This is a genomic window from Sorangiineae bacterium MSr12523 (assembly GCA_037157775.1).
Classification (GTDB): Bacteria; Myxococcota_A; Polyangia; order Polyangiales; family Polyangiaceae; genus Pendulispora; species Pendulispora brunnea.
Map to the genome: position 1 here is coordinate 11,015,896 of CP089982.1, position 23,970 is coordinate 11,039,865.

Below are 23,970 nucleotides of genomic sequence, written 5' to 3' on the forward strand. Positions count from 1 at the left end.
ACCTCGGCATGAACGCACGGATACGCCCGCGAGGTGGATCGCACCACGTCCCCTACGAAGTGCGACGTTCTTGGAACTTGGACATTCACTGCAGATTGGCTTTCGGCTTGCAGTACCGAAAAGCGACTTCTTAGGAGGCTTTATCTCAATGTCCATGTTCTCGCGCATTGCGACCATTTCTTTTCTTTTCGCCACCCTCGCTTCTTCGATCGTCGCCTGCAGCAGCAACGACGACGACGGTCCCGGTCAACCGACGCCAAAGCCCGATAGCGGGACGGATGCCGGGAGCGACAGCGGCGATCAAAAGCCCGACGGCAGCGGCGGCGGCAACCCTCGCGAAAAGATCGTGAAGGCTTGCACCGACTACACCGACGTGTTCGGCAAGGCCTACGCCCGTTGCGGTGGCAACTATCAAGAATTCTACGACTTGTTCATGGCAAAACTGGGCGGTCCTGGGTGCCCGAAGGTCGTGGGTATTCGCAACGAAACCGAACTTCGCGGGCAGTGCTTTCCTTCGTTGGGCACCGTATCGTGCTCGGATCTCCTGAGCGATCCCCCCAGGATCGACGCGAGCTGCCAGGGACAGTTGCTCGTGAATCAGAGATTGATGCAGGGAAGCCTCGCGCCTCAGGACGCGACGGAAGGGCTCGTGATGCCCTCGTTGGAGCGGCTCATCGAGGAGCGGTAACGAAGGAACAAGGACGTTGGCGCGTGCCGTCCTCGAAGGCGGCACCGCCATGCACACGTTCCTCGTCTCGACATGAACACGCGATTACACTGACGGCCCTTTTCGCGCTTTTCGTTGAATTACAATATGGCGTTCCAATTGCAGTACCGAGAGACACCTTCTTGGAGGCTTCTTTCAATGTCCACGTTCGTTCGCTTATCGAGTCTTTCTTTTCTCTTTGCAGCTTTGCTTTCTTCGATGAACGGGTGCAGCAGCAGCGATGACGATGCCAGCGTCCGGCGCGCATGCATCGATCTCGGCGACGCCGTCGTCGATGCGTATGTGCGCTGCGGGGTATCCCGCCAACAGGCTTACGATGCGTATTACCAGCAGGCCGGCGCGAATTGCTCGCGCGTGGTCGAGATTCGCGACGAGGGCCAACTTCGTCAGTCGTGTTTGCCCTATCTGCAGAAGATCACGTGTCTCGAACTCAGCGGAAACTACCCCTCCTCTTGTCAGGGGCAGCTGATGACGAATTCCGCCGATTTGCACGGGGGAAGCCTCGAATCGAGCGCCGTTTCCGTCGATGGCGGGCCGCTCTCGTCGCTCATGAGTAGCGCTTCCGGGGAGCTTCGGGCGAGCCCCTGAATCGGTGAATCACGCGCCCGCGGCGAGGGCGCGGTCGACGGCATCGGGCGAGAGAATGTGCTCGATGACCATGACGGCCGCACCGATCACGCCGGCGCGGTCTTCCAATTCGCTGCGCGCGATGCGCAAATGGCGCGTGGCCAGCGGCAGGGAGCGGCGATAAAGCTCCTCGCGCACGCCGGCCAGCAGCTGTTCGTGCGCGTGGGCCACGTCGCCGCCGATGACGATGACCCCCGGATTGACCAAGTTGACGGCGGCCGCGAGTACCTGACCGAGGGCGCGGCCGGCTTCGCGCACCAGCATGGCCGCATCGCGGTTGCCTCCGCGCGCGAGCTTCACCACGTCGCGGCTGGTGGCCGCGGGAATGCCCATGGCGGTGAGCGCGCGCGCCATGGCGAGACCGCCGGCAACCGCCTCGAGGCAACCGACGTTGCCGCAGTGGCAGGTGGCGTCCTCGCGATTCGTCACTTGAATATGGCCGATGTCGCCGGCGGCACCTTGCGCGCCGCGATGGATGGCGCCCCCTGCGACGATGCCGCAGCCGATGCCCGAACCGACTTTGACGAACAGAAGATGCGCGGCGTCGCGCCAGTGCATCCAGTGCTCGCCAATGGCCATGATGTTGACGTCGTTGTCCACGAGCACGGGCACATCGTGGTAACGCGAGAGCCAATTCGGGATGGAGAAGCCATCCCACCCCGGCATGATGGGCGGGTGCACCGCCTGCCCCGTCGCGAACTCGACGGGCCCGGGTACGCCGATGCCAATGCCGCGCACCTCGTTCATGTTACGACCGGAGCGATCGACCAAGTCGGCGAAGCGAGCGCGCACCCAGGTGAGGACGTGCTCCGGCCCCTTGGCAATCTCGAGATCCGTCGCCAGCTCGATGAGCGGGCGCCCAGCGAGATCCGCCACGGCCAGCCGGCAATGGGTCACGCCCAGATCGGCCACGAGCACCAGGCCCGCGTTCTGATTGAAGGCAAAGACCGCCGGGGGGCGCCCACCCGTCGACGGATTTTCGCCGGCGTCGACGATGAGATCGCGCGCACGCAAAAGATCGAGGCGCTGAGCCACCGTCGAGCGGGCGAGGCCGGTGACCTCGATCAACTCGGCGCGGGTCGTCGCACGACCTTGTCGAATGACCTGCAGGAGTGCCCCGGAGCCGGTGACCGGCTGATTGACTGAACGCTCCCGCAACATCGGTTCGAGGACATAAGCCAAACCGCGGCCGCGCTGTCAAGCCGAAGGTCGCCGCCTTTTGACTTAGCGCATCACAACTTATGCTTTACAACACGCAAAAGTACCAGTACGAGTAGCATGATGAACTCGACCTTTCGCGTGGCCATTGCCGGAGCAGGGTTCGTGGGGCGCATCCATGCACGGTCGGCAAGGCTCGCGGGGGCGCGCCTGGTCGGCATCTCGGCATCCAGCGCCGAACGCGCGCGCGCGGCCGCCACCGAGTTGGGCGTGGAGCACGCGTTCGGATCGTCCGAAGAGTTGGTGACCGCGCCGGACGTGGACGTGGTCCATATCTGCACGCCCAACCATCTGCACGTGCCCCTCACCGAGGCCGCCCTCGCCGCGGGCAAGCACGTCATCTGCGAAAAGCCGCTGGCCCTCGATGTAGCGGGCGCCGAACGGCTCGTTCTCGCGGAGAGCGCGAGCCGCATGGTGACGGCCGTCCCCTTCGTGTACCGATTCTATCCGCTGGTGCGCGAGCTGCGCCGCCGCGTGCAGACCGGCACCCCGGGCGCACTGCATTTGATCCACGGCACCTACCTGCAAGATTGGCTGCTCTTGCCGGGCGATTCCAACTGGCGCGTCGATGCGGAGCTCGGCGGCCGCTCGCGCGCCTTCGCGGACATCGGCTCCCACTGGTGCGATCTCGTCGAATTCGTCACCGGCCACCGCATCGTGCAGCTCTGCGCGGACATGGGGCGCGCCCACACCGGGCGCCCCACCGAGGACTTCGTCACCATGTTGTTCGACACGGACCGAGGCGCGCGCGGCTCGGTGGTGGTGAGCCAGGTTTCCGCAGGCCGAAAGAACCGCCTCGCGATCGAGCTCTCCGGGCAGCACGAGACGCTGGTCTTCGACCAAGAGGCGCCGGAGAGCGCGTGGATCGGCAGGCGCGACGGCGACCACGTCATCCGGCGCGATCCCGGACAGCTTTCCCCGGAAGCCGCACGCTACGTGGTGGCGCCGGGTGGCCACCCGCAAGGTTACGCCGACGCCTTCGATGGCTTCGTTCGCGACGCCTACCAAGCGATGCGCACGGGAGACGTACCCAACGGACTTCCGCGCTTTGCCGACGGCCTGCGCGCCGCACGCATCGTGCAGGCGGTCATTCGCTCCGCCGAGACCCGCACATGGCAAGAGGTACCCGTATGAAGCTCGGCTTTCTCACCGCCTGCCTCCCCGGCCTTTCGCTCGAACACATCGCCGCGTGGGCACAGGCCCATGGCTACGAGTCGCTCGAGGTGGCCGCGTGGCCGCTCCAGGGCGATCGTCCCTTCACCGCCACGCACATCGCGGCGGAGAACATGGGCGATGCGGAGATCGCGCGGGTGCAAGGCATCGCGCAGCGGCACGGACTGACCCTCTCGTCGCTCGCATACTACGACAACAACCTGCACCCCGATCCGGCGGAGCGCGCGCGCGTGCATGCGCACGTACGCTGTTGCATCGACGCGGCGGCGTCGCTCGGCGTTCCCACGGTGGGCACCTTCGTCGGGCGCGATCCCACGCGAAGCGTGAGCGAGAACCTGCGCGAAGCCGAGCGCGTTTTTCGTCCCTTGGTGGAACACGCAGGCGCGCGCGGCGTGAAGATCGTCATCGAGAACTGCGTCATGGAGGGCTGGCACCCGGACGGTTACCCGGGCAACCTCGCCTACTCGCCCGAGCTCTGGGAGTGGATGTTCGACGTGGGGCTCTACCTCAATTTCGATCCATCGCACCTCGTCTGGCTCGGCATCGATCCCATTGCTGCCGTGCGGCCGTACATCCATCGCATCGCGCACGCACAGGCCAAGGACATCGAGACCTTCCCTGCCCTGCAGAACCGCTACGGCTTCTACGGCAAGATGCGCGATCGCAAGGATGCGTGGGACATGGGCTGGTGGCGTTACCGCGTTCCCGGTTTGGGGCAGGTCGACTGGGTGCGCTTGGTCGATGTTCTCTATGAGGGCGGCTTCGACGGTGCGCTCTCCGTGGAACACGAAGACCCCGTGTGGGGCGGCACCGAAGACAAGGTGAAGACGGGGCTCGAGATTGCGCACCGCACGTTGCGCCCGCTGGTGGTGCGCTGAACATGGAACGCGCGGGAGGTCCCCTCCTCGAGGTTCGCGGCCTCACCAAGCGGTACCCGGGCGGGACCGCCCTCGATGGCGTCCATTTCGACGTTCACGCGGGCGAGGTGCATTGCCTCCTTGGCGCCAATGGCGCGGGCAAGTCGACGCTCATCAAATGCGTCTCCGGCGCCGTCGAGCCCACGAGCGGGGAAATCCTTCTCGACGGAGTTCCCCTGCCCGCGGGCAGTCCTTCGGCCTCGCTCGCGCGGGGCGTGGCCACCATTTACCAGGAGCTGGATCTCGCGCCCGATCTCACGGTGGCCGAGAGCATCTACTTCGGCCGCGAACCCTGCCGCGGTCCCTTTTTGGATCGCCGCGCCATGCGCGCGGGTGCAAAAGAGGTGCTCGCCCGCCTCCGGCACGAAGATATTTCCGTCGATGCGACGGTGGGCGAGCTCCGCCCGGCGTTTCAGCAGATCGTCTCCATTGCGCGAGCGCTGTCGGCCAAGGCGCGCCTGCTCATTTTGGACGAGCCGTCGGCCATCTTGGATGCGTCGGAAATCGAGGCGCTTTTCGCGGTGGTGCGAAGCCTCCTCGAGCAGGGGACGAGCGTCATCTTCATTTCGCATTTGCTCGGCGAGATTGCCACCATCGGCCATCGCGTGAGCGTCCTGCGCGACGGGCGCACCGTGGCATCGGGCCTGCCCGCGTCGACCCCGGCGAGCGAACTCATTTCCCTCATGGTCGGCAACGCGGCCAAACCGGCCATCGCCAACCGAGGCAGCGCGCTCCTCGAGAAAAAGAACATCGTGCTTTCGGTGCGGGACGTCCACCGCGCCGGCGTGGGGCCGATTCGTTTTGATCTGCACGCGGGGGAAATCCTCGGCATCGCGGGCCTCGTCGGCGCGGGCCGCACGGAGTTGCTTCGCTTGATTTACGGGCTCGATCGCACGGAGGGTGGCGAGGTCCTCGTGTCCGGCGCTTCGCTGCCGCGCGGCCGCCCCGACTGCGCAATCGATGCCGGCATGGGCTTCATCCCCGAGGATCGCAAGGCACAAGGCCTGCTCCTCGATTGGGGTCTCGCGGCCAATGCGTCGCTGGCGGCGCTCCCGCAGGTTTCGCGCTTCGGCTGGATCGATGTGGCCGCCGAGCAAACGCGCGCCCGGGGCCATTTGGACGGCATTGCGACCAAGTACGCCAACATCGAGCAGCCTGTACGGGAACTTTCGGGCGGCAACCAGCAAAAGGTCCTCTTCTGCCGGTGGTTGTTCCACGAGTGCCGGATTCTCCTGCTCGACGAGCCCACGCGGGGGGTCGACGTCGGCGCCCGCGCCGAGATCTACCGCGTCGTCGGCGAGCTGGCCGCGAAGGGCATGGCGGTCATCGTCGTCTCGTCGGACCTTTCGGAACTCGTTGCAGTATGCACGCGAATCCTGGTGATGCGGGAAGGTGCCGTGGTCGCCGAAGTGGACGGCGCCGAGGCGACCGAGCCGCTCTTGCTTCGTCATTGTGTGGAGGCCACGGCATGAACGCCGCCAACGCGATCGCACCGAGAAAACCGGCATCGAGGTCCGAGCAAGTTCGGCTCCGCCGCATCCAAGATTTCGCCCTCACGTTGGTGCTCGTCCTTCTCGTGGTGGCGGGTGGCGTGCTGCGCGGCGAGCGCTTTCTCAATTACGAGAACCTCAAGGCCACGGTCACCCAGGCGAGCGCCGTGGGCATCCTCGCCATCGGCATGACCTTCATCATCGCCACGGGCGGCATCGACCTGTCCGTCGGCTCGGTCCTCGCGTTCGCGGCCATCGCCGGCGGAAAGCTCGCCGGCGGGGGCGATCTCGCCTTCATCGCGGCAGCCCTTCTCGCGGGCACCGCCGCGGGTGCGGCCAATGGCATCGCCGTCGCTTACGGCAAGGTCGTTCCGTTCATCGTCACGTTGGCCATGCTCACGGTCGCACGCGGAACGGCGCTGTGGATGAGCGACAAGACGCCCATTCCGGTGGGCGAGCTCGAGACCCTCCGCTGGTTCGGCGCCGGCCAGGTACTCGGTGTTCCCGTGCCCGCGTGGGTGCTGCTCTTGGTCGCCGCCATCGGCTGGGTGATCCTCAATCAGACGCGCTACGGCCGCTACGTCGTCGCCGTCGGGAGCAACCGCGAGGCCGCACGTATCGGCGGCGTGCGCGTGCAGCGCGTGCTGCTCAGCGTGTACGCGATCACGGGGTTGTGCGCCGGGCTCTCGGCCACGCTCCTCACCGGGCGGCTCGCCTCCGCCTCCCCCATCGCCGGCAATTTCTACGAGCTCGACGCGATTGCCGCGGTGGTCATCGGCGGGACGAGCCTCGCCGGCGGGAAGGCCACCGTCGTGGGCACCGTGCTCGGTGTCCTCACGTTCGCGGTCATCTTCAACTTGCTCACGCTGCTCGATATGCGCATCGAGATTCAGCAAATCGTCAAAGGCATCATCATTTTTGCGGCCGTGCTGGTGCAGCGCAAGGGCGCGTAGCCAAAGGCCCCATGCGAGGAGACAATCATGCTTGCCCACCGTCGATTCTTGCTCACGGCTTTCGCATCGTTCGCCATCATGGGCTGCGACAAGGCGCCCGCCAAAGGCTCTCCCGAGGGTGAGCGCGTCGCAGCCACCTCGCCAAACGCGACCGCCGCGGTCACCGAAGAAAAGTCGGCACCGGGCAAGCCGGTGAAGGTCGCCTTCAGCGCACCGGGCGCCGACCACGGCTGGCTCGCGGCCATCGTCAAGAATGCGCGCGAGGAGGCCAAGCGCCTCGGCGACGTCACCCTGGAGGTCTCGGAAGGAGCCACCGATCCCGCGTCGCAGGCCTCGCAAATCGATGCCCTCGTGGCGGGAAAACCCGACGTGCTCGTGGTGCTTCCCACCGACGGACAAGCCCTCACGCCCGCCGCGCAAGCCGCGATGCGTGCGCACATTCCCGTGGTGGCCGTGGACCGCGAGCTCGCGAGCCCCTCGGCGTACCGCACCTGGATCGGCGGCGACAACTACGGCATCGGCTTTTCGGCGGGCAACTACATCGCCGAGCAACTCAATTGCAAAGGCAACGTGGTCGAGATCCAAGGCATCGCCGGCATTTCGGTGACCGAGCTGCGCACCAAAGGCTTCAACGACGCCATCAAGCGCTGCAACAACGGCGTCCAGGTCGTCGCGCGCCAGGCTGCGAACTTCCTCCCCGACAAGGGGCTCGAGGTGATGGAGGCTATCCTCCAGGCGCAAAAGAAAATCGATGCAGTCTACACACATGATGACGACATGGCGATGGGCGTGGTCTCCGCGATCCAGAACGCGAAGCGCGACAAGGAGATGTTCGTCACCGGCGCCGGCGGCTCGAAGCGGGCGATGGATCTCGTGAAAAATGGCAGCCTTTACCGTGCGACGTTCCTCTACAACCCGTCGATGGCCGCCTCGGCGATTCGACTTGCCCGTCTCATCGGACAAGGCAAAGGCCTGCGCGATCTCACCGAGCCCGAGGTGCCGAGCCGCATCCAAGTGCCGGCCACGGCGGTGACGAAAGAGAACGTGAACACGTTCCTAACGTTCGGTTACGAATAAAAAGGTACGTACGAAATTTTGAACGGAGCGCCGGGACGTGGGCACCTGTGCTCCCGATGGAACGTCACAAGCACCTTCTATGGATCGCACTGAGCCTCGTTCCTGCGCTTGCAGGCTGCCGCGTCAATGCCAGCACCGTGGAGGCGAAAGCTCCGCCGCCGCAGTCGTCCCACCGGCATGGGGTCGCCTCCCAGGTCATGCAAGCCTCGAACGACCAGTGCCAAGGGGAGACGCCCACGGGGCAGCCGCAAACGCCTGCGGAATGACGCGGCCGCAAGCGGTGCTACAGTTCGAGGATGTGTCTGATCTGCATCGAGTTCGACAAGCACAGCATGACCCTCAAAGAAGCGCGGCGCGCGCTCGGTGAAATGCGGGTAAAGCTCGACGCAGCGCACCTCAAAGAGGTGGAGTCGAAGCTCGACGAAGCCGAGGCCGCTCGCCCCACTCCAGCGCCAGCTTCGCGAAGCACGCCCTAGGGGCGACGCTCGATAGCGCGTCATGCGAAAGGGCTTGCCCACCTCCAAGGTGGGGTGGTTCCTTGCTGAACCATGACCGCTGAAAAGCCCCCGACCACGGCGCAAGATCCCTCGGCCTCCACGCAGGCGGCGCTGACGTACGCTTCGTATCTGGCACTGGACGAAGTCCTCGGTGCGCAGCGCCCGCGGTCCGACGAGCACGATGAGGTGCTCTTCATCGTGATCCATCAGGTCTACGAGCTATGGTTCAAGCAGATCCTGCATGAGTTGGAGTACCTGCAGGAGCGGCTCGAAGTCGGCGACACCCCGCATGCCGTGCGGACGCTGCGCCGGATTCTCACCATCCTCAAGGTGGTCGTTCATCAGATCGACGTGCTGGAGACGATGACGCCCAGCCAATTCACGAGCTTCCGCGCCCGGCTGGAGGCCTCGAGCGGCTTTCAATCGGCCCAGTTCCGCGAGCTCGAGGCGGTGCTCGGCCGCCGGGACGAGCGTGTCTTCAAGCATTACCCCGAGGGCAGCACCGCGCGCGAACGGATCGCCAAGGCGATGTCTCGCCCCTCGTTGTTCGATTCGTTCGTGAGTTACCTGGTCAACCAGGGCTACCCGCTGTCGACCGAGCGCGATGTCACCCAGCCGAGGCAGCCCTCGCCCGAGCTCCAGCAGGTCCTCTTGCGCGTGTACCGAGACGACGCCGGCCCGGCCAACGTGGCCGAGCTCTTGGTGGACTTCGACGAGGGGCTCCAAGAATGGCGCTACCGCCACGTGAAAATGGTCGAACGCACGATTGGCGACAAGGCGGGCACCGGCGGCTCCGCCGGCTCCGCCTACCTGCGCAAGACCTTGTTCACCCCCATGTTCCCCGACCTCTGGGCCGTCCGCAGCGAACTGTAAACCCAGGGAAGGATTCACAGGGAGGCGGGGAGGCGGGGAGTTTTTTTGTGTTCACTCGGCCCAGTGAGCGAAGTGAAACCCCAAAAAAGCCCTCTGCGCTGCTTCGCGCCGGAACTCCTTCCCGCCTTCCCGCCTTCATGTGAAATTTCTCTGGCTTCTAGAACGAGACGAGCGCCGCTCCGGCCGCGAGCGCGAGGATGAGCAACCCTGCGACGATCATGGCCGGTTGATTGTAGGTAACTGCGCCGAGATAGAGCACGGCAAAGTCGACCAAGATGGCACCCAATACGGTTTGCTGCATTTTGGCTCGGTTCATGGCCACCTCCGACTTTGGTTCATTGCAGGAAAAGCCGCACTTCCAGACCTGCCAGGAGCACGATGAGGAGGCAATACGGAATGGTACGCTTCATCACCTCGCCCTCCTTGCCGGAAAGTCCCACCATGGCCGTTCCGACGAGAACTTTCGCCGGGGCGATGGAGCTGCCCAGCGAGCCACCAATGGATTGAATGCTTGCGATGGTCACCGTTTCAATGGCCAATGCGCGGGCGCTCTCCATTTGAAGGGCGCCGAACATCACGTTGGAATTCGTATTGCTTCCGGTCATGAACGTGCCCAGCACGCCGATGAACGGCGAGAAAACGGCAAAGGCCGAGCCCGTACCTGATGCAATCGCGCGGCCGAGCAGGGCCGTCATGCCCGCGTCGGTCATGATGAGCGCCATCATCACCATAGTACAGATACCGACACTGGTACCGATGCATTGCTTGTACGTGAGTTTGGCCGCGGTCGTGAGCATGTTCGGACGCCAGCGACCACTTGCGCGGCAAATGGCATACGAAATGCCAATAGCCAGAAGAATGAGCGGCGCGGGATGCCGCATCAATTCGATGACTGCATAATTCTTCTGAGCTTTCGTGATGTAGCCGAGCGCTGTCTGCACGCCCGGATAATCGAGGCCCAATCCGAATTTGACCTTCTTGAGAGCGGGAATCTGCGAAAGCAGGCTCAAGGCGATAACGACGTAGTACGGCAAAAAGGCAAAGTGAAAGTTACCCTCCTCTTTTCCGCTCTTCGCCTCCTTAATGTCTTTATCGTCTTTGTCATTTTCGGAAGCAGTAATCTCGGCTCCGTTTTTACCAAGTAGCGCAAGGCGGGCCACGAACCAGCCGACGCCACATCCAACCAGCCCGGGAAGGATCGATGCCAATTGCGGAACGCCGCCTACGTTCGCCAGCCAGATGGCCAGCGCAATGCAGACTCCCATCACGGTGATTCCAAGGGCACCGCGGCGAATGGCCCCAAATCCGCCCTGTAAATGCGCGACGGCGAAGCCCGTGGCCACCACCGGCACCGCGAAAAGCATGGCCATGTGCGGCCCGATGACCTCGCCGTGGATACCGGTTACCAATTGAATCGTATAATACGACGACCCGAGCGAGCCGTACGTCACCGACCACGCATGGCCGACCAGCACAATGGCGACCGCGTGCACCGCAGGAAATCCCATTGAGACGAGGAGCGGCGTCACCACCGCCACCGGCACCCCGAAACCAGCGACGCCCTGCATGAAGCCTGAAAATGCCCAGCCCACGACGAGCGCTTGCCCGAGGGGATTGGACACCACGCGACTCATGGTGCGTCCGATGACCTTGATGCTCCCCAAACCGTCGACGACGTTGTAGAGGAGCACTGCCGCCCAAATCACGGTGAGCACGAAAAGGCTCAAACTTAGGCCTTTTGCGCTAGATATCGCCAGTGAGCGATAACTGGTTCCGAATTGACCGAGGGCGAGCGTCGCGGCGACGAGGCATGCTGCAGCCCCTGCGCGCGGCGCACTCCAACGGCGGGCCATGATGAGCACCAGCAAGACGCCAATCGGCAGCGAAGCCAGTGCAACGCCCAGTGCAGTCAGCGGAGGGCTTTCCATTTTGATTTATTGAACTCTAATCCCATATTGCGCACGCAAACAAGTATCGATTCCTTATTTACTTGTACGACGCATGGAGACGCAGCTCAGCGGATTGTGCGGCGCACACCGCCACGAATTCCAATCAGCATTGATGTGCGCCTCAGCGATTCCGGAATGCTCCTTTCGCCGAACAGTGAACCGAGCGCAGACTGAGAAATCAATGGCAGGATGAGGCTTTCGAAGACGCCAAAGCTTTCGCGGCCCGCAAGATCAGGCGCCTCTCGGCCAGTCGTGCGTTTGAGCCCATCAACGCCCAGCGGTCCGCGCAGGACGTGTGGTATGGGAGAGTCCGATGAGGTTATCAGGCCGTTCGCTTTGGATTTTCCCGCTTCTTTTCCTTGGTGCCTGCGCTCAGAGCTCTCCGCCGACGGCCCCCTCCTCGGCCACGTCCGCCACGACGCAGGGTGTTCCCACTTGGATTGTGCGCAGCAACGAGGCGGCGCGCCCCTTTCTCGAGGTGAGCGCAAAATACCGCCCCGAGAGGGCCACGTCCTATGGATTGGAAGGTTACGATGACCAGGTAACCGACCTGCTCGACAAGCACGAGGAGCGCCAGCGCGCGGACCTCGCCCGGGTGAAGACCTCGCTGCAGTCCAAGCTCGCCGCGGAAACCGATCCCCTGGTCAAACAGGATCTCGAGATCCTCGTGCGTGCCGCCGACCTGCGCATGCGCGCCTCGGAAACGCACCAGCGTTACGAGGTCCCCTTCTATCGCGTGACGGAACGCATCTTCGACGGGCTGCGCGTTCTTCTGGAGGACCGGATCCCGCCGGCGCGACAGAAGCTCGCATTGCCTCGTTTGCGCCGCTACGCGGGGCTCGAGCCGGGGAGCAGGCCCTTCACGGAGCTGGCGCGTACCGAGACATCCAACGCAATGGCCAACCAGGGGACGAGGCTTGCGCCGTCCCGCATCGACGTCGAGAAGGAGCTGCAGAACAGCCCCGTTCTCCTCGATGGAATCGAGAAGCTATTTCAAAAATACCGCATCGATGGCTATCAGCAGCCCTTCGCGACGCTGAAGCAGCAAATTGCGGCGTATCAAGATTACCTTCGCAAAGAGGTTCTGCCGCGCACGCGCACCGATTTTCGAATGGCACCCGAGGTCTACGCCGTGGAGCTGGAAGCCTTTGGCGTGGACATGAAGCCGGAGCAACTCATTGCCCTGGGGCATGCGGGGTTCGATGCGCTTCAAGCCGAAATGCAGAAGGTCGCCGCACAGGTCGCGCGGGCACGCAACCTACCCAGCTCCGACTACCGCGATGTCATTCTCGCGCTGAAGAAGGAACAGATTGCGCCGAACGACGTGCTGTCGACGTACCGAAAGCGGCTCACGGAGGTCGAAGCGATCATTGCGCGCGAGCACTTGGTCACGTTGCCGACGCGCCCGGCGGTCATCCGGCTGGGGAGCGAAGCGGAAAACGCGGCGCTGCCCGCGCCGCACATGAGCGCCCCGCGGCTCATTGGAAATACCGGTGAGAAAGGCGAATTCATTCTGCCGACCAGCGTCCCGCCGCCGCCGGGTGGCAAGGCGAGCGACGCGCGCATGGACGACTTCAGCTACGAAGCCGCGACGTGGACCCTCACCGCGCACGAGGCGCGGCCGGGTCACGAGTTGCAGTTCGCATCGCTGGTGGAGCGAGGCATCCCCGTGGCACGGGCCATCTTCGCCTCGAACAGCGCGAACGTCGAAGGCTGGGGCCTCTATTCGGAGTACATCACGTACCCGTTCATGCCGCCGGAGGGGCAGCTCGTGTCGCTGCAGTTCCGTCTGCACCGCGCGGCGCGCGTCTTTCTGGACCCCGAGCTGCAGCAGGGCAAATGGACACCGGAATCCGCGCGCGCCTTCTTGCAGAAGGAGGTGGTTCTCTCGCCCGGGTTCGCCAACTCCGAGGTCGAGCGGTACACGTACAAAATGCCGGGGCAGGCGACGTCGTATTTCTATGGGTACACGCGCATGCTGGAGCTCCGGCGCGAAGTGGAGACGCGGCTGGGCCCGAAGTTCGACGCGCAGAAGTTCCACGACTTCATTCTGCAGCAGGGGCTCTTGCCGCCGAACCTGCTGCGCGAGGCCGCGCTCAAGGAATTCACGGGAGGGCACGGCTGATGGTGCGCGCGTTGGGAGTCGCCGTCCTTTGTCTGGCCGGTGTGGGCTGCGTGAGGGAGGCCAAGCCGGTGACCTTCTCCGTCAACGCGGGGGCGACGTCCTTCGGTGACAAGGGACCGATTCGCATTGCCATCTGGGATGCGGAGCAGCTCGCGCGCGCCGAGAAGACGGGCGATTGCACCGTCTCGAACACGGGCGAGACGAACTGCCCGCCGGGGGTCGCCAAGGCCACCCCGGAGGAGCGCACGGTCACGCGCGAGGAGCTCGCGAAGGGCGTGACCATCGTCAGCAAGACGGTGACCGTCGGCGAACGCTACCGCGTCGACGTCCACGGCCCCGCGCCCGACGGCTGCAACACCACGACGGGCAGGGAGGGCGGCGTCGCCTCGAACGACGCCGTCCAGATCACCAAGCTGGATCTCGCGCAGACCGAAATGGCCTGCCGCCCGCCGCGCAATTAGATCCGCGACGTCAGAGCGCTCGCGGGCACGAGCTGCTTGCAGCGGTCGCCGCAGTCCTTTTCCAGGCTGCAGCACAAGGAGCAGATGGTCCCGGCGTGGAAGGTGCAACCGGCCATGTCGGGACGCTCGTACGCGCCACCGCAGACGGTGCAGGTCATGGTGACGCCGGAGAGCAGCCCGTCGACCATGAGCGGCTCGGGAAGATCGTCTTTGCGCGCGATGTAGTAGCGGCCCTTGGTGACGACGGCCGCGATGGGCGAGAGGACGAACGCGAGCCCCAGGGCAATGAACGGGGAGAAGGCCTGCGCCGTCTGACCGAAGACATTGAAGAACGCGAGGATCGAGACGATGGACGCGACCACCATGGAGCCGAAGCCCACGGGGTTGAAGTTGTAGAGGTGCGCGCGCTTGAACTCGATGAACGAGGGACTGAGCTTCAACGGCTTGTTGATCATCAAGTCGGCGGTGACCGCACCAATCCAGGCGATGGCCACGTTGGAGTAGAAGCCGAGCACGGCGTTGAGGAAGCCAAAGACGCCCATCTCCATGAGCGCGAGCGCGATGCCCACGTTGAGAAAGATCCAGATGACCCGGCCCGGGTGCCAATGCAGCACGCGCGAGAAGAAGTTGGACCACGAGAGCGAGCCGGAATACGCATTGGTCACGTTGATCTTGAGCTGCGAGAGCACCACGAAGAAGCCGGCCAAACCGACGGCAATGGGCGTGGCGAAGGTGCGGAACCCGGCAATGTACTGTTCGATGGGCTCGCCCGCTTTCACCAGCCCGACGCGATCGGCCACGTAGAACGCCAAGAACGCGCCGCCGAGCTGTTTGAACGCGCCGAGGAACACCCAGCCGGGACCGGCCGCGAGCACGGCCGCCCACCAGCGCACCGAGTTCTCCTTCGTTTTGTCGGGCATGAAGCGCAGGTAGTCGACCTGCTCACCGATTTGCGCAATGAGCGATAGGGCCACCCCGGCGCCGAGCCCGAATCCGAGCGTGCTGAAACCGCTACCGCTGGGCGAGTTGCCCGCGAAGTGCGTCCACTCCGCGTATTTGCCCGGCTCCTTGATGGCAATGGACACGAAGGGCGCGAACATGAGCACCAGCCATATCGGCTGCGTCCATACCTGTAGGCGCGACAGTGCCGTCATTCCATAGACGACCAATGGAATCACCACCACGGCCGCAATGAGGTACCCAATGGGAAGCGGAATGTGGAGTGCGGCTTCCAGTCCCTGCCCCATGATGGAGCCTTCGAGCGCGAAGAAGATAAAGGTGAAGCTCGCGTAGATGATGGACGTCAATGTGGACCCGAAATAGCCGAACCCGGTACCGCGGGTCAGAAGGTCCATATCGATGGAGTACTTCGCGGAATAATACGCAATGGGCACTCCGGTTACGAAGATGACCACGGCGGCCACGAGGATCGCGGCCAGCGCATTGGTGAATCCATGGGTGATGGCAATGGATCCGCCAATGGCGAAGTCGGCGAGGTAGGCAATGCCGCCGAGGGCCGTGGTGGCGACCACGTACGGCGTCCATGTGCGGAAGGACTTCGGCGCATAACGCAGGGAGTAATCCTCCAACACGGTATTTTCCGTCCACCCATTGTATTGGCGTCCCTTTTTTCCGGGCTCGGCCTTGGTGGTGGTGGACTCCCCGCCGACGAACGCGCGATCGACCTTTTGCATGTGCAATGCTCCCGTGAGATCCAACGGGGGAGCGTATGGGCCGGCGTATTTCTCGCTTGTTTCCTCCAATTTGCGCGGAGGTATTTCCATCGACGAATCGCCATCGAGTCTCGACGGCGCTCGGCCGGCGCTATTTCGCAGCGTCGAGATGATTGGCGCAGAACTTCGTCGCCTCGTCGAGCTGTTCGCCAAGGTGCGTGAAGTGGCCACCATGCGTGACCACCAGCTGGTTGCGAATCCCCACGGTCTCGAGCTCACGGCTGAACGCGACGGCTGGAGCGTGAAGATCGAACTCGTCGGTATCTCCCACGGTCAAATAGATATGGTCGCTGAATGGCCTCAGCGCGGCGACGCGCTGGGGATCGCGCAGCCAGGTCGCCGGGACATTCGGCAGCCAACGCTGGAACACGGAGTCGATGACCGCGCCCGACCCGTCGAACCCCCAATCGTAGCCATGCGCGTTGGGAGACCAATCCGCGGAATAGCTCACGAAGTTTCCCGGGCCGTCGAACTCGCGCTCGACACGCTGCCATCCCAGGATCCAGCGCGGCACGGTGTGGCCGATCCACACCGTGAAGTCGAGGGCGTCGGGGGATGATGCACCGATCGCGCTGAACAGCTCGGGGTGGCGAAGCCCGTAGGACATCGCATTGAATCCACCCGTCGAGTGGCCCACGAGCCCCCGGGCCGTCCTCCGCGGCAACGTGCGGTAGTGCGCGTCGATGTACGGGACCAGATCTTTGGCAAAGAACGTGTCCCAGGCACCGGTGATCGGGCTGTCGACCAGGTACGTCGAGCCAGTTTTGGTGCTGGTATCGACCATGACGACGATGGCGGCGTCCGAGGACACGGCGGCGCGCCCGAGGATCTGCTGGTCCGTTCCTCCTAGACCGGGCAGCGCATAAATCACCGGATAGCGTCGCGCCGGGTGATCGGCATAATCGCGCGGCACGCGGACACAGGCCCGGCGCGACGTTGGATTGCCGACCGTACCTGCGACCATCGGGGCCTCGATCCGCTCCAAGGTGAGCCCGGGGCCCTGACATCGTTCGGGTTCCGGCGGGTGCGCCACGGCGAGCGTGATCGGCGGAGCGGTAACCGCGGCATCCGTCACGTCGAACGGAGCCGAGATCCCCTGAAGCGCACCACCGCCGCCGAGGACCGCCATCACGCCGGCATGGCCGACGTCGAGGGTTACCGAGAGCAAGAACCGGCCGCGACCAGGGTGCACGGTGAATGTCGCCCCCTGGGCCGCATCGACGTCGCCGACCACCGTACCGCGAGCCGCCAGGTCGCGTATCAGGCGCACCGGCAACCGATCGGTATCCATCGTATGCTTTTCGTCGACGGTCATCCACGTCACGAACAGCTTGCCGCGCGTGGCCGCGACGCCCGGAGCGACCGTGACGTGACCGGTCACCGACGAGGGCGGGGGGGTAGCTGTGGGAGGCGAGTTGTGACAAGCAACGAGCAGAACAGCGAATAAGCTCCAACGAGTCATTGCGCGGGAGGGTCGCACAATCGTCGATGGGATTCTCGTAATTCCTTGTTAATTGTCGCTATCCGAGCGCGAGCGTCAACGAATCGCAATGAGGACGGCCGCCGTGGCCATCACGACGCCGCTCACGCGATCCACGATGCGCATGGCGGCGGGCGTTCGGAAGAACTTGCGCGCGTGGCCGGCCAGGAGCACGTAAAACACGTTGACCAGGGTCACGATGACCATCGCCACGGCGAGCAGAGCGCCGAGGTCGAACAGGGTCGCGTGGGAAAGGTCCACGATGCTGGGCAGCAGCGCCAAATAGAAGAGCATCGTCTTTGGATTGCTCAGCGAAAGCGAGAGCCCGGCAAAGACCAGCCGCGCGCCCTCCCCGGGAACGACTTTGCCTTCGGCCTCCGGATCCGCGGCCTCGCGGCGGGTCCCCCAGAGCTTCACGGCGAGATAGATCAGGTAGGCGATGCCCGCGTACTTGATGGCCATGAACACCGGCTGGGCCTTTTCGGCCAAGGTGGCCGCCCCCATGGCGGCGCACGAAAGCCAGACGACCTCACCGCAAAGGATGCCCAGGTGGAGCATGGGAGCACCGCGATAACCGCGACCGAGAACACGTGCGACGACGGTCATCGTCGTGGGACCCGGCACGACGGCCGCGACGCCCAGGGTAACCGCAAACAAAGCGAGCGAAGATCCGAGCATGAGAGCCTCTTTGTCGCCCAAGCTTTCCTTGGGCTCGAGGCAGACAATGAGGTTCGGCGCCTCGAGCGACAACGAAGAAACGTGGAGCAACACATAAGGTGGCCTTATGCGAAGCCGCGAACGAGCTCGGAATTACCGTGCACTCTGGAGCGCGGCCGCCACCCTGCGGATCCCTTTTTCGCCGTCGATGAGCGCCGAAACGCTCGTGTGCACCGAGTAAGAACCGCAGATCAACGGATAAGGATGCTTGGTGGCGGATCCGAGCACGAACTCCGTCTCACCCTCGGCGCGAAGCTCCAGGGCGCCATGGCCCTCTTCGAAAATGCCCATTTGGGGTGCAGCGGCGCGACGAAGCAGATCGCCGGCAGCGTGCAGCTTTCCTTCGTTGACCGCCACCCACACGACATCGTGACCGGTGGGCGGTTGATAGTGCCACGTCTCCCCGTCCTGCAGTCGAACATGCAGATAATGGATCGGGCTAACCTCCGCGATGGGACTTCGCAGCTGTTCGTGACGGCCAAGCAGCACTCGCACGCGACCGTCGGTCTCGATCGCGCTCGCGTCGATGTACTGACTCCGCGCGGGCTGGAGCTCGAGGCCAGCCGGCAATGCGACCCAAAGCTGGTATCCGCGAATCTTCCCTCCTGGATGAGGCTTGCCGCCATGCCAGACACCGCCTCCCGCTTGCATCCATTCGACGCTGCCTGGCCAAAGCTGTCCGGACTTTCCCGTGGAGTCCCAGTAGTCGACGCTGCCCTCCAGCAAGGTCGTGTGCGTTGCGATTCCGGAGTGCGGATGATCGGGCATGCCCGGAGCCCTGAACTTCTCCATCTCGAAGTAGTCGAGAAAGACGAACGGCTTGACGAGTTCGCCCAGGTCGCCCGGGCTCATGAGGCGGGTGATGGGCCCGTGCGTATTCCCCAAGGTGCGATGCACGATGCGCCGGGCTTGCGCCCGTACGGGTGTGACGTTCGACGAGATCATGACTCGAATATCTTGGTACCAAGATACTTGATGTCAAGATATCGGTCAGGTTTCGCCGTCGGGCGCGAGGACATCCACCGACGTGCCAAGCTTTTTCAGCAGGTCGATGATGCTCCGGCGTTCGGCTTTGGTCAGCCCACTCGCGGCGGCTTCCAGCGCAGCTTCATGATGGGCGAACACCTCTTCGATATGGGAACGGCCCTGGGGCGTGAGGCGAACGATGCGACTTCGTCGATCGGCCGGGTCGAGGCCTCGCGCGACCAGACCGCGCGCCTCCAGCCTATCGATGGCGATGGTGATCGAGCCGCTCGTGAGATCGATCCGGCGACCGATCTCGTTCACCTTCTGAGGACCTTTGTGGAGGAGAAGCTCGAGAATGGCAAAGTCGGAGATCCCCAACCCGAAAGGGACGATGCTCTTCGTTGCATACCGAGCAAGCGCGCGATGCGCCTTCATCAAGACGAGCCAGACGTGGACGCCCGACGTTTTCGAGTCTTTTCCCATTACGGGTTCACACCCAACGCGCGCACGATGCTGGAGACAATCTCGTCGGGCGTGCCTTGGATGGAGACATCCACGATATTTTCGTCGGCTTGGGGCGGCTCCAGATCGCGGAATTGGCTATCGAGCATGTGCTCTTTGAAGAAGTGCCCTTTTCGCTCCGACAATCGCTGCGCGATCGTCTCGCGGTCGCCGTTCAAGTAGACGATGCGCAATGCCGGGCGGCCCTGGCGCAAGAAATCGCGGTAGCGGCGCTTCAGGGCCGAGCAGGTCACCACCGCCGATTCGCCCTTGGCGATGCGCGCGTCCGCATAATCGGCAATGCGCTGCAACCACGGTTTGCGATCGTCGTCGTTCAGCGGGGTGCCGGCCGCCATTTTGGCGATGTTCTCTGGCGGATGGAATTCGTCGGCCTCGCCGTACGCGCAGCCCAAACGCTGGGCCAGGTTTTTTCCCACCGTCGTTTTGCCGCTGCCCGATACGCCTGCGACGATGACGATCATTCGGAGGGCTCCGTCACCGCCGCGTCCTCGCTGCGGCCCACTTTGTTGTACCCGTCGAGGGCGGCCACTTTGTAGCACTCGGCAAAGGTCGGATAGTTGAAAACGTTGCCCACGAAGTAATCGATGGTGCCCCCGAACGCGAGCACCGCCTGGCCGATGTGCACGAGCTCCGTGGCGCTGGTGCCGATGATGTGCACGCCGAGAAGGCGCCGCGTTTCGCGATGAAAGAGCAATTTGAGCAATCCCGAATCGTCGCCCAACATGACGCCCCGGACGATTTCGCGGTAACGCGCAATGCCGGTTTCGTAGGGAATGCCCTCGGCGGTGAGCTCCTCTTCGTGGCGGCCCACCATGCTGATCTCGGGAACCGAATAGATGCCGAACGGCAGAAGCTCCGGCATCGACGCCGCCGTGAGGCCGAAGGCATGGCACGCTGCGAGGCGCCCTTGCTCGGACGAGGTGGACGCGAGCGCGGGGAAGCCGATCAAATCGCCCACCGCATAGATGTGCGGCACCGTCGTGCGGAAATGCTTGTCCACCTTCACACGCCCGCGCGCATCGGCCTCGAGTCCAGCTTTGTCGAGCTGCAGGGTGGCGCTGGTGCCCACGCGGCCCACGGAATAGAGGAGCACCTCGCTCACGATTTTCTTGCCCGATTTGAGCGTGGCCACCGCGCGCTGCGGGCCCTCGACCTGCACTTTGTCGACTTCCTCGCCGAGGCGAAGGGTCGCGCCCATACCGCGCATTTGGTACGAGAGCGATTCGGCAATTTCGGAATCGACGAAGTCGAGCAGGCGCGGGCGCTTGTCGACCAAGGTGACCTTGACGCCCAGCGCCGCGAACATGGACGCGTACTCGATGCCGATGACCCCGGCGCCCACCACGGTCATCGTGCGGGGTAATGCATTGAGCCCGAGCACGTTGTCGCTGGTGATGACGGTTTGCCCATCGACGTCCACGTCCGGCGGGCGCGCGGCCTCCGTTCCCGTCGCGAGCACGATGAACTTGGCCCTCAGGTGCGTCGTGCCGTTGTCGCTCTCCACCTCGACGTCGTGCGGGCCGATGAAGCGCCCGCGCCCGCGCAGCACGGTGATGCCGTTGCGACGCAGTTGATCGCGCACCACCTCGGCCTGCGTTTTGAGCACGTGCTCGCAGTGAAAGATGAGGTCCGCAATCGTGAGGTCCTCCTTCACGTGGTACGACTGCCCGTAGAGTTGGCGCTGCCGCAGGCCGGTGAGGTGCAGCACGGCCTCGCGGAAGGTCTTCGAGGGGATGGTGCCGGTGTTCATGCACACCCCACCGAGCCGCGGGCTATGTTCGCAAAGGGCTACTTTTTTGCCGAGCTTTGCGGCTTGCACCGCGGCGCGCTGTCCACTGGGGCCGCTACCGATGACGAGCAAATCGAGGTCGAGCATCGCCGACCATTGTCGATGCGTTGCGGTAGCGGATCAACCGCCGCGAAGCTGTTTGATCGCCTTGGCAACGTCCGTCCCGGCCGCATTCGCGCCCGTCGATTTCAAATGTTTCATCGCCACACCGGTGGCCTGCCCCTCGCTTTTCGCGCCGCGGATCGCATCGAGAACCGGGGCCAGCGCCTCGGCGATGGCCTCGACGCTCATGCTCGCCGGCAAGAAGGACTGGAGAAGTGCGATTTCCTTCTGCAGGGTGGCCCGCTGCTCGGGGGCTTCGGCCATCGAGAGCGTTTCCTCGTTCGACTTGATGAGCTTTCGCAGCACGGCCACCGCATCGTCATCGGTGACCTCGCGCTCGCTTCGCACGCCAGCCATTTGAATCTCGCCGAGCGCCAGGCGCAAAATGTTGGAAGCTTCGGAATCCTTCGCCTTCATCGCCTCGAGCGCACGCGCTTTGATGGTGTCGACCAGCATGCCCCACGTCATAGCAGGGGTTAGGGGTTAGGGGTTAGGGGTTAGGGTTTTGGGAGGAGGCGGTTCGGGTAGGGGTTAGGTTCGATTCCCTAACCCCTTTCCCACCCACCAACCCATGCCCGTGCCCGTGCCCGTGCCCGAGCTCTCTACTTCGTGATCCGCGCCACGAAGCCCCCGCGGGCCAGCAGTTCCACGTCGATGACATCCGCCGCAGTCACCTGCCGCGTCGAGCTCGTGAGGTGGCGCGGCTCGGCTCCGTCATGGATGAGCGTAATCCCATGCGACCCTTCCCCCAGGAACGACAGGTCGAGCTTGAAGGTCTGCGGCGTCTCCAACCCGCTGATGCCGCCCACGTACCAGCCATCCTTCCCACGCCGCGCGAGCACGACGAGCTTGCCCGGCTCCCCGCCGAGCCACTTCGTGTCCTCCCACGCCGACGGCGCCGCCTTGAGGAAGTCGCGCGCGAAATCCGGAAGCGCGTGGTACGAGGCGACCGAATCGGCATAGTGCTGCAGCGACGACTCGAAGACGACCGACAGCGCGAGCTCGTGCCCGTCGGTGGTGAGACGCGGATAGCGATGATCGGTAAAGGTCACCGGCGTGTAATCCATACCGCCCACGACATTGCGCGTGTACGCGAACACGGTATTTTCCCAGGCCGCCTTTTGCGGATAATCGGAGCGGAATTTGTATTGCTCCGCACCGGGCACGCCCTCCATGGTCATCAAATTGGGATACGTGCGCGACCATCCACGCGGCAACGTGCAGCCGTGCACGTCGACCATCAAATGGTAATCGGCGGCGTCGCGCAGCAATTCGATGTATTGCTGCATGCGGTCCTGTTTGTCACTTTGCCAGAAGTCGACCTTGACGCCCTTCACGCCCCATTGCTGCAATTTGGCGAATTCGGCCCGTCGCACGTCGCGGATGTGCATGAGATCGCGCGGCTGCTCGGTGACGTCATTGTGCGGGCCACCGGAGTTGTACCAGAGCAAAATGCCAATGTTCTTCTCCTTGGCGTGCGCCAACACACGTTGCAGCGCGGCCGGGTCCATTAAGTTCCAATTCGCGTCGATGAGCGAATACTCCCACCCCATCTCCGCCGAAAGATCGATGAACGACTTGAGCGCAGTCTCGTTGCGGGGGCTATCGTCGTCGGACCACCAGCTCCAGGACACGCGCCCGGGTTTGATCCAGCTCGCATCACCGATCTTCGAGGACGCGGAAACGTCATCGATCAAGGTCGATTCGGCAATGGTCTTCGGCGAGGGTCCGGTGACCAGCACGCGCCACGGCAAGGTCCAGGGGAGCGTCGACTCGGGCTCCACCGCGCCGACGCCCTTTCCTTCGCCGGCATCGGAATAGCGAATGCGGTATTGCCCATCGGGCGCGGCCGATTGGAGACGCGTGCCCGCATTGGCCTCGGAGATGTCCGCCTCGCTGAGGAGCAGCCACTCCGAGCCGACCTGAAAGAGCGCGGGGAATGCCCATCCCGATTCGGTCGGCGAGGTCGCGCCCGCGGTGGTGCCGAGGTAAAGCTCCTCGTACGCCGGCGAATAGCGCGTGGGAACCTGCATGGGCGTGATCCACGCGTTCGAACCGGAGGGAACATGGAAGCCTGTGGTCTCTTCGAGGAGCTTGTGCGGCGTCGCATCCTGCTCGGGGAAGCGATAACGGAACGCGAGACCGTCGTTGGTGACGTGCACGACGATCTCGACGCGGGCCCCCTGCGCATTGGCAAATGCAAAGACTTGCTCGCGCGCCCGATGGTGAATCGCACGCCTCTTTCCGTGCGCCGCCGTGTAATCGTCGTTCGAGATCACGGCGGGGCCGGCATAGAGGAACTCCAAGCCGTCGACGAAGCTCTGATCATCGCGCCGAACCCCGAGCGGCGACGAAAGGAGCACGTCGTGACGTGCTCCATCGTGATGGCGGCTAACGGAGTACGTCAGCACGCCAGAGTCATTTCGCAGTTCGAATTTCAGCTCGCCGTTCGGCGACGACACCGTCCATTGATCCTGACGGGACGTGCACGAGGCAGCCGCACCAGAGACGAGGAGCGCGCACCCAACTACCCGAATGAAGGAATGCATGCGCGCATCCTAAAGCAAATCATCC

24 protein-coding genes are annotated in these 23,970 nt (G+C 63.9%); 12 read left to right on the forward strand and 12 right to left on the reverse strand.

The window, feature by feature from the left end:
* Positions 1-148 precede the first annotated feature (148 nt).
* Both LZC95_43485 and LZC95_43490 read left to right on the forward strand, forming a co-directional pair.
* Positions 149-688 carry a hypothetical protein gene (locus LZC95_43485; GenBank protein ID WXA93304.1) on the forward strand — a complete coding sequence of 180 codons (540 nt, stop codon included), beginning with the start codon at positions 149-151 and terminating at the stop codon, positions 686-688.
* Positions 689-865: 177 nt separating this feature from the next.
* On the forward strand, positions 866-1,315 hold the full coding sequence (locus LZC95_43490; protein ID WXA93305.1) for a hypothetical protein: 450 nt from the start codon (positions 866-868) through the stop codon (positions 1,313-1,315).
* Between the two features lie 9 nt (positions 1,316-1,324).
* Here the strand turns inward: LZC95_43490 and LZC95_43495 are convergent, their stop codons facing one another.
* Positions 1,325-2,515: an ROK family protein gene (locus LZC95_43495; protein WXA93306.1), complete on the reverse strand. Its 1,191-nt coding sequence runs from the start codon at positions 2,513-2,515 to the stop codon at positions 1,325-1,327.
* Between the two features lie 117 nt (positions 2,516-2,632).
* Here LZC95_43495 and LZC95_43500 point away from each other — a divergent pair, with 117 nt between their 5' ends.
* From LZC95_43500 to LZC95_43535, 8 genes are all read left to right on the forward strand, one after another.
* Positions 2,633-3,706, forward strand: coding sequence for a Gfo/Idh/MocA family oxidoreductase (locus LZC95_43500; protein WXA93307.1), 1,074 nt, complete (start codon positions 2,633-2,635; stop codon positions 3,704-3,706).
* Positions 3,703-4,623, forward strand: a complete 921-nt coding sequence (locus LZC95_43505) for a TIM barrel protein (protein ID WXA93308.1) — start codon at positions 3,703-3,705, stop codon at positions 4,621-4,623. Before LZC95_43500 ends, LZC95_43505 begins: the two co-directional genes overlap by 4 nt.
* A 2-nt stretch (positions 4,624-4,625) precedes the next feature.
* Positions 4,626-6,134: a sugar ABC transporter ATP-binding protein gene (locus tag LZC95_43510; protein WXA93309.1), complete on the forward strand. Its 1,509-nt coding sequence runs from the start codon at positions 4,626-4,628 to the stop codon at positions 6,132-6,134.
* Positions 6,131-7,105, forward strand: a complete 975-nt coding sequence (locus LZC95_43515) for an ABC transporter permease (GenBank protein WXA93310.1) — start codon at positions 6,131-6,133, stop codon at positions 7,103-7,105. Before LZC95_43510 ends, LZC95_43515 begins: the two co-directional genes overlap by 4 nt.
* Before the next feature lie 27 nt (positions 7,106-7,132).
* Entirely contained in the window at positions 7,133-8,182 is a 1,050-nt protein-coding gene (locus LZC95_43520) for a substrate-binding domain-containing protein (GenBank protein WXA93311.1), read from the forward strand.
* 56 nt (positions 8,183-8,238) lie between these two features.
* Entirely contained in the window at positions 8,239-8,448 is a 210-nt protein-coding gene (locus tag LZC95_43525; protein WXA93312.1) for a hypothetical protein, read from the forward strand.
* Between the two features lie 66 nt (positions 8,449-8,514).
* Positions 8,515-8,658 (forward strand): hypothetical protein, encoded by a 144-nt coding sequence (locus tag LZC95_43530; GenBank protein ID WXA93313.1) that lies wholly within the window; start codon positions 8,515-8,517, stop codon positions 8,656-8,658.
* Positions 8,659-8,730: 72 nt separating this feature from the next.
* Positions 8,731-9,552, forward strand: a complete 822-nt coding sequence (locus LZC95_43535) for a tryptophan 2,3-dioxygenase family protein (GenBank protein ID WXA93314.1) — start codon at positions 8,731-8,733, stop codon at positions 9,550-9,552.
* Between the two features lie 157 nt (positions 9,553-9,709).
* On the opposite strand, the gene LZC95_43540 is transcribed toward LZC95_43535, so the two are convergent.
* A complete protein-coding gene (locus tag LZC95_43540; protein ID WXA93315.1) occupies positions 9,710-9,868 on the reverse strand; it encodes a hypothetical protein in 159 nt (52 codons plus the stop codon).
* 19 nt (positions 9,869-9,887) lie between these two features.
* Entirely contained in the window at positions 9,888-11,480 is a 1,593-nt protein-coding gene (locus LZC95_43545; protein ID WXA93316.1) for an L-lactate permease, read from the reverse strand.
* 463 nt (positions 11,481-11,943) lie between these two features.
* Here LZC95_43545 and LZC95_43550 point away from each other — a divergent pair, with 463 nt between their 5' ends.
* Both LZC95_43550 and LZC95_43555 read left to right on the forward strand, forming a co-directional pair.
* Entirely contained in the window at positions 11,944-13,626 is a 1,683-nt protein-coding gene (locus LZC95_43550) for a DUF885 domain-containing protein (GenBank protein WXA93317.1), read from the forward strand.
* Entirely contained in the window at positions 13,626-14,087 is a 462-nt protein-coding gene (locus LZC95_43555) for a hypothetical protein (protein WXA93318.1), read from the forward strand. The genes LZC95_43550 and LZC95_43555 overlap by 1 nt, the downstream gene beginning before the upstream one ends.
* Here LZC95_43555 and LZC95_43560 read toward each other — a convergent pair.
* The 9 genes from LZC95_43560 to LZC95_43600 form a co-directional block, all read right to left on the reverse strand.
* A complete protein-coding gene (locus LZC95_43560; GenBank protein ID WXA93319.1) occupies positions 14,084-15,781 on the reverse strand; it encodes a hypothetical protein in 1,698 nt (565 codons plus the stop codon). The genes LZC95_43555 and LZC95_43560 overlap by 4 nt on opposite strands.
* Positions 15,782-15,911: 130 nt before the next feature.
* Positions 15,912-17,201 carry a hypothetical protein gene (locus LZC95_43565; protein ID WXA93320.1) on the reverse strand — a complete coding sequence of 430 codons (1,290 nt, stop codon included), beginning with the start codon at positions 17,199-17,201 and terminating at the stop codon, positions 15,912-15,914.
* A gap of 156 nt (positions 17,202-17,357) precedes the next feature.
* Entirely contained in the window at positions 17,358-17,978 is a 621-nt protein-coding gene (locus LZC95_43570) for a LysE family translocator (protein ID WXA93321.1), read from the reverse strand.
* A 132-nt stretch (positions 17,979-18,110) separates the two neighbouring features.
* Entirely contained in the window at positions 18,111-18,962 is an 852-nt protein-coding gene (locus LZC95_43575) for a pirin family protein (protein ID WXA93322.1), read from the reverse strand.
* Positions 18,963-19,007: 45 nt separating this feature from the next.
* A complete protein-coding gene (locus tag LZC95_43580; GenBank protein WXA93323.1) occupies positions 19,008-19,466 on the reverse strand; it encodes a MarR family transcriptional regulator in 459 nt (152 codons plus the stop codon).
* The gene (locus LZC95_43585) at positions 19,466-19,966 is read right to left on the reverse strand and encodes a gluconokinase (GenBank protein WXA93324.1); all 501 of its coding nucleotides are present in this window, start codon (positions 19,964-19,966) and stop codon (positions 19,466-19,468) included. The genes LZC95_43580 and LZC95_43585 overlap by 1 nt, the downstream gene beginning before the upstream one ends.
* Complete coding sequence (sthA, locus tag LZC95_43590; GenBank protein ID WXA93325.1) at positions 19,963-21,381, reverse strand: Si-specific NAD(P)(+) transhydrogenase; 1,419 nt, start codon at positions 21,379-21,381, stop codon at positions 19,963-19,965. Before sthA ends, LZC95_43585 begins: the two co-directional genes overlap by 4 nt.
* Before the next feature lie 33 nt (positions 21,382-21,414).
* Complete coding sequence (locus LZC95_43595) at positions 21,415-21,852, reverse strand: GatB/YqeY domain-containing protein (protein WXA93326.1); 438 nt, start codon at positions 21,850-21,852, stop codon at positions 21,415-21,417.
* Positions 21,853-21,998: 146 nt separating this feature from the next.
* Entirely contained in the window at positions 21,999-23,945 is a 1,947-nt protein-coding gene (locus LZC95_43600) for a glycoside hydrolase family 97 protein (GenBank protein WXA93327.1), read from the reverse strand.
* Positions 23,946-23,970: the final 25 nt, after the last annotated feature.

Excerpts from the sequence above, each read along its gene's own strand:
- LZC95_43485 (WXA93304.1), top strand. The coding sequence starts at position 149 with ATGTCCATGTTCTCGCGCATTGCGACCATTTCTTTTCTTTTCGCCACC.
- LZC95_43490 (WXA93305.1), top strand. The coding sequence starts at position 866 with ATGTCCACGTTCGTTCGCTTATCGAGTCTTTCTTTTCTCTTTGCAGCT.
- LZC95_43495 (WXA93306.1), bottom strand. The coding sequence starts at position 2,515 with ATGTTGCGGGAGCGTTCAGTCAATCAGCCGGTCACCGGCTCCGGGGCA.
- LZC95_43500 (WXA93307.1), top strand. The coding sequence starts at position 2,633 with ATGATGAACTCGACCTTTCGCGTGGCCATTGCCGGAGCAGGGTTCGTG.
- LZC95_43505 (WXA93308.1), top strand. The coding sequence starts at position 3,703 with ATGAAGCTCGGCTTTCTCACCGCCTGCCTCCCCGGCCTTTCGCTCGAA.
- LZC95_43510 (WXA93309.1), top strand. The coding sequence starts at position 4,626 with ATGGAACGCGCGGGAGGTCCCCTCCTCGAGGTTCGCGGCCTCACCAAG.
- LZC95_43515 (WXA93310.1), top strand. The coding sequence starts at position 6,131 with ATGAACGCCGCCAACGCGATCGCACCGAGAAAACCGGCATCGAGGTCC.
- LZC95_43520 (WXA93311.1), top strand. The coding sequence starts at position 7,133 with ATGCTTGCCCACCGTCGATTCTTGCTCACGGCTTTCGCATCGTTCGCC.
- LZC95_43525 (WXA93312.1), top strand. The coding sequence starts at position 8,239 with ATGGAACGTCACAAGCACCTTCTATGGATCGCACTGAGCCTCGTTCCT.
- LZC95_43530 (WXA93313.1), top strand. The coding sequence starts at position 8,515 with ATGACCCTCAAAGAAGCGCGGCGCGCGCTCGGTGAAATGCGGGTAAAG.
- LZC95_43535 (WXA93314.1), top strand. The coding sequence starts at position 8,731 with ATGACCGCTGAAAAGCCCCCGACCACGGCGCAAGATCCCTCGGCCTCC.
- LZC95_43540 (WXA93315.1), bottom strand. The coding sequence starts at position 9,868 with ATGAACCGAGCCAAAATGCAGCAAACCGTATTGGGTGCCATCTTGGTC.
- LZC95_43545 (WXA93316.1), bottom strand. The coding sequence starts at position 11,480 with ATGGAAAGCCCTCCGCTGACTGCACTGGGCGTTGCACTGGCTTCGCTG.
- LZC95_43555 (WXA93318.1), top strand. The coding sequence starts at position 13,626 with ATGGTGCGCGCGTTGGGAGTCGCCGTCCTTTGTCTGGCCGGTGTGGGC.
- LZC95_43560 (WXA93319.1), bottom strand. The coding sequence starts at position 15,781 with ATGCAAAAGGTCGATCGCGCGTTCGTCGGCGGGGAGTCCACCACCACC.
- LZC95_43570 (WXA93321.1), bottom strand. The coding sequence starts at position 17,978 with ATGCTCGGATCTTCGCTCGCTTTGTTTGCGGTTACCCTGGGCGTCGCG.
- LZC95_43575 (WXA93322.1), bottom strand. The coding sequence starts at position 18,962 with ATGATCTCGTCGAACGTCACACCCGTACGGGCGCAAGCCCGGCGCATC.
- LZC95_43580 (WXA93323.1), bottom strand. The coding sequence starts at position 19,466 with ATGGGAAAAGACTCGAAAACGTCGGGCGTCCACGTCTGGCTCGTCTTG.
- LZC95_43585 (WXA93324.1), bottom strand. The coding sequence starts at position 19,966 with ATGATCGTCATCGTCGCAGGCGTATCGGGCAGCGGCAAAACGACGGTG.
- sthA (WXA93325.1), bottom strand. The coding sequence starts at position 21,381 with ATGCTCGACCTCGATTTGCTCGTCATCGGTAGCGGCCCCAGTGGACAG.
- LZC95_43595 (WXA93326.1), bottom strand. The coding sequence starts at position 21,852 with ATGCTGGTCGACACCATCAAAGCGCGTGCGCTCGAGGCGATGAAGGCG.
- LZC95_43600 (WXA93327.1), bottom strand. The coding sequence starts at position 23,945 with ATGCATTCCTTCATTCGGGTAGTTGGGTGCGCGCTCCTCGTCTCTGGT.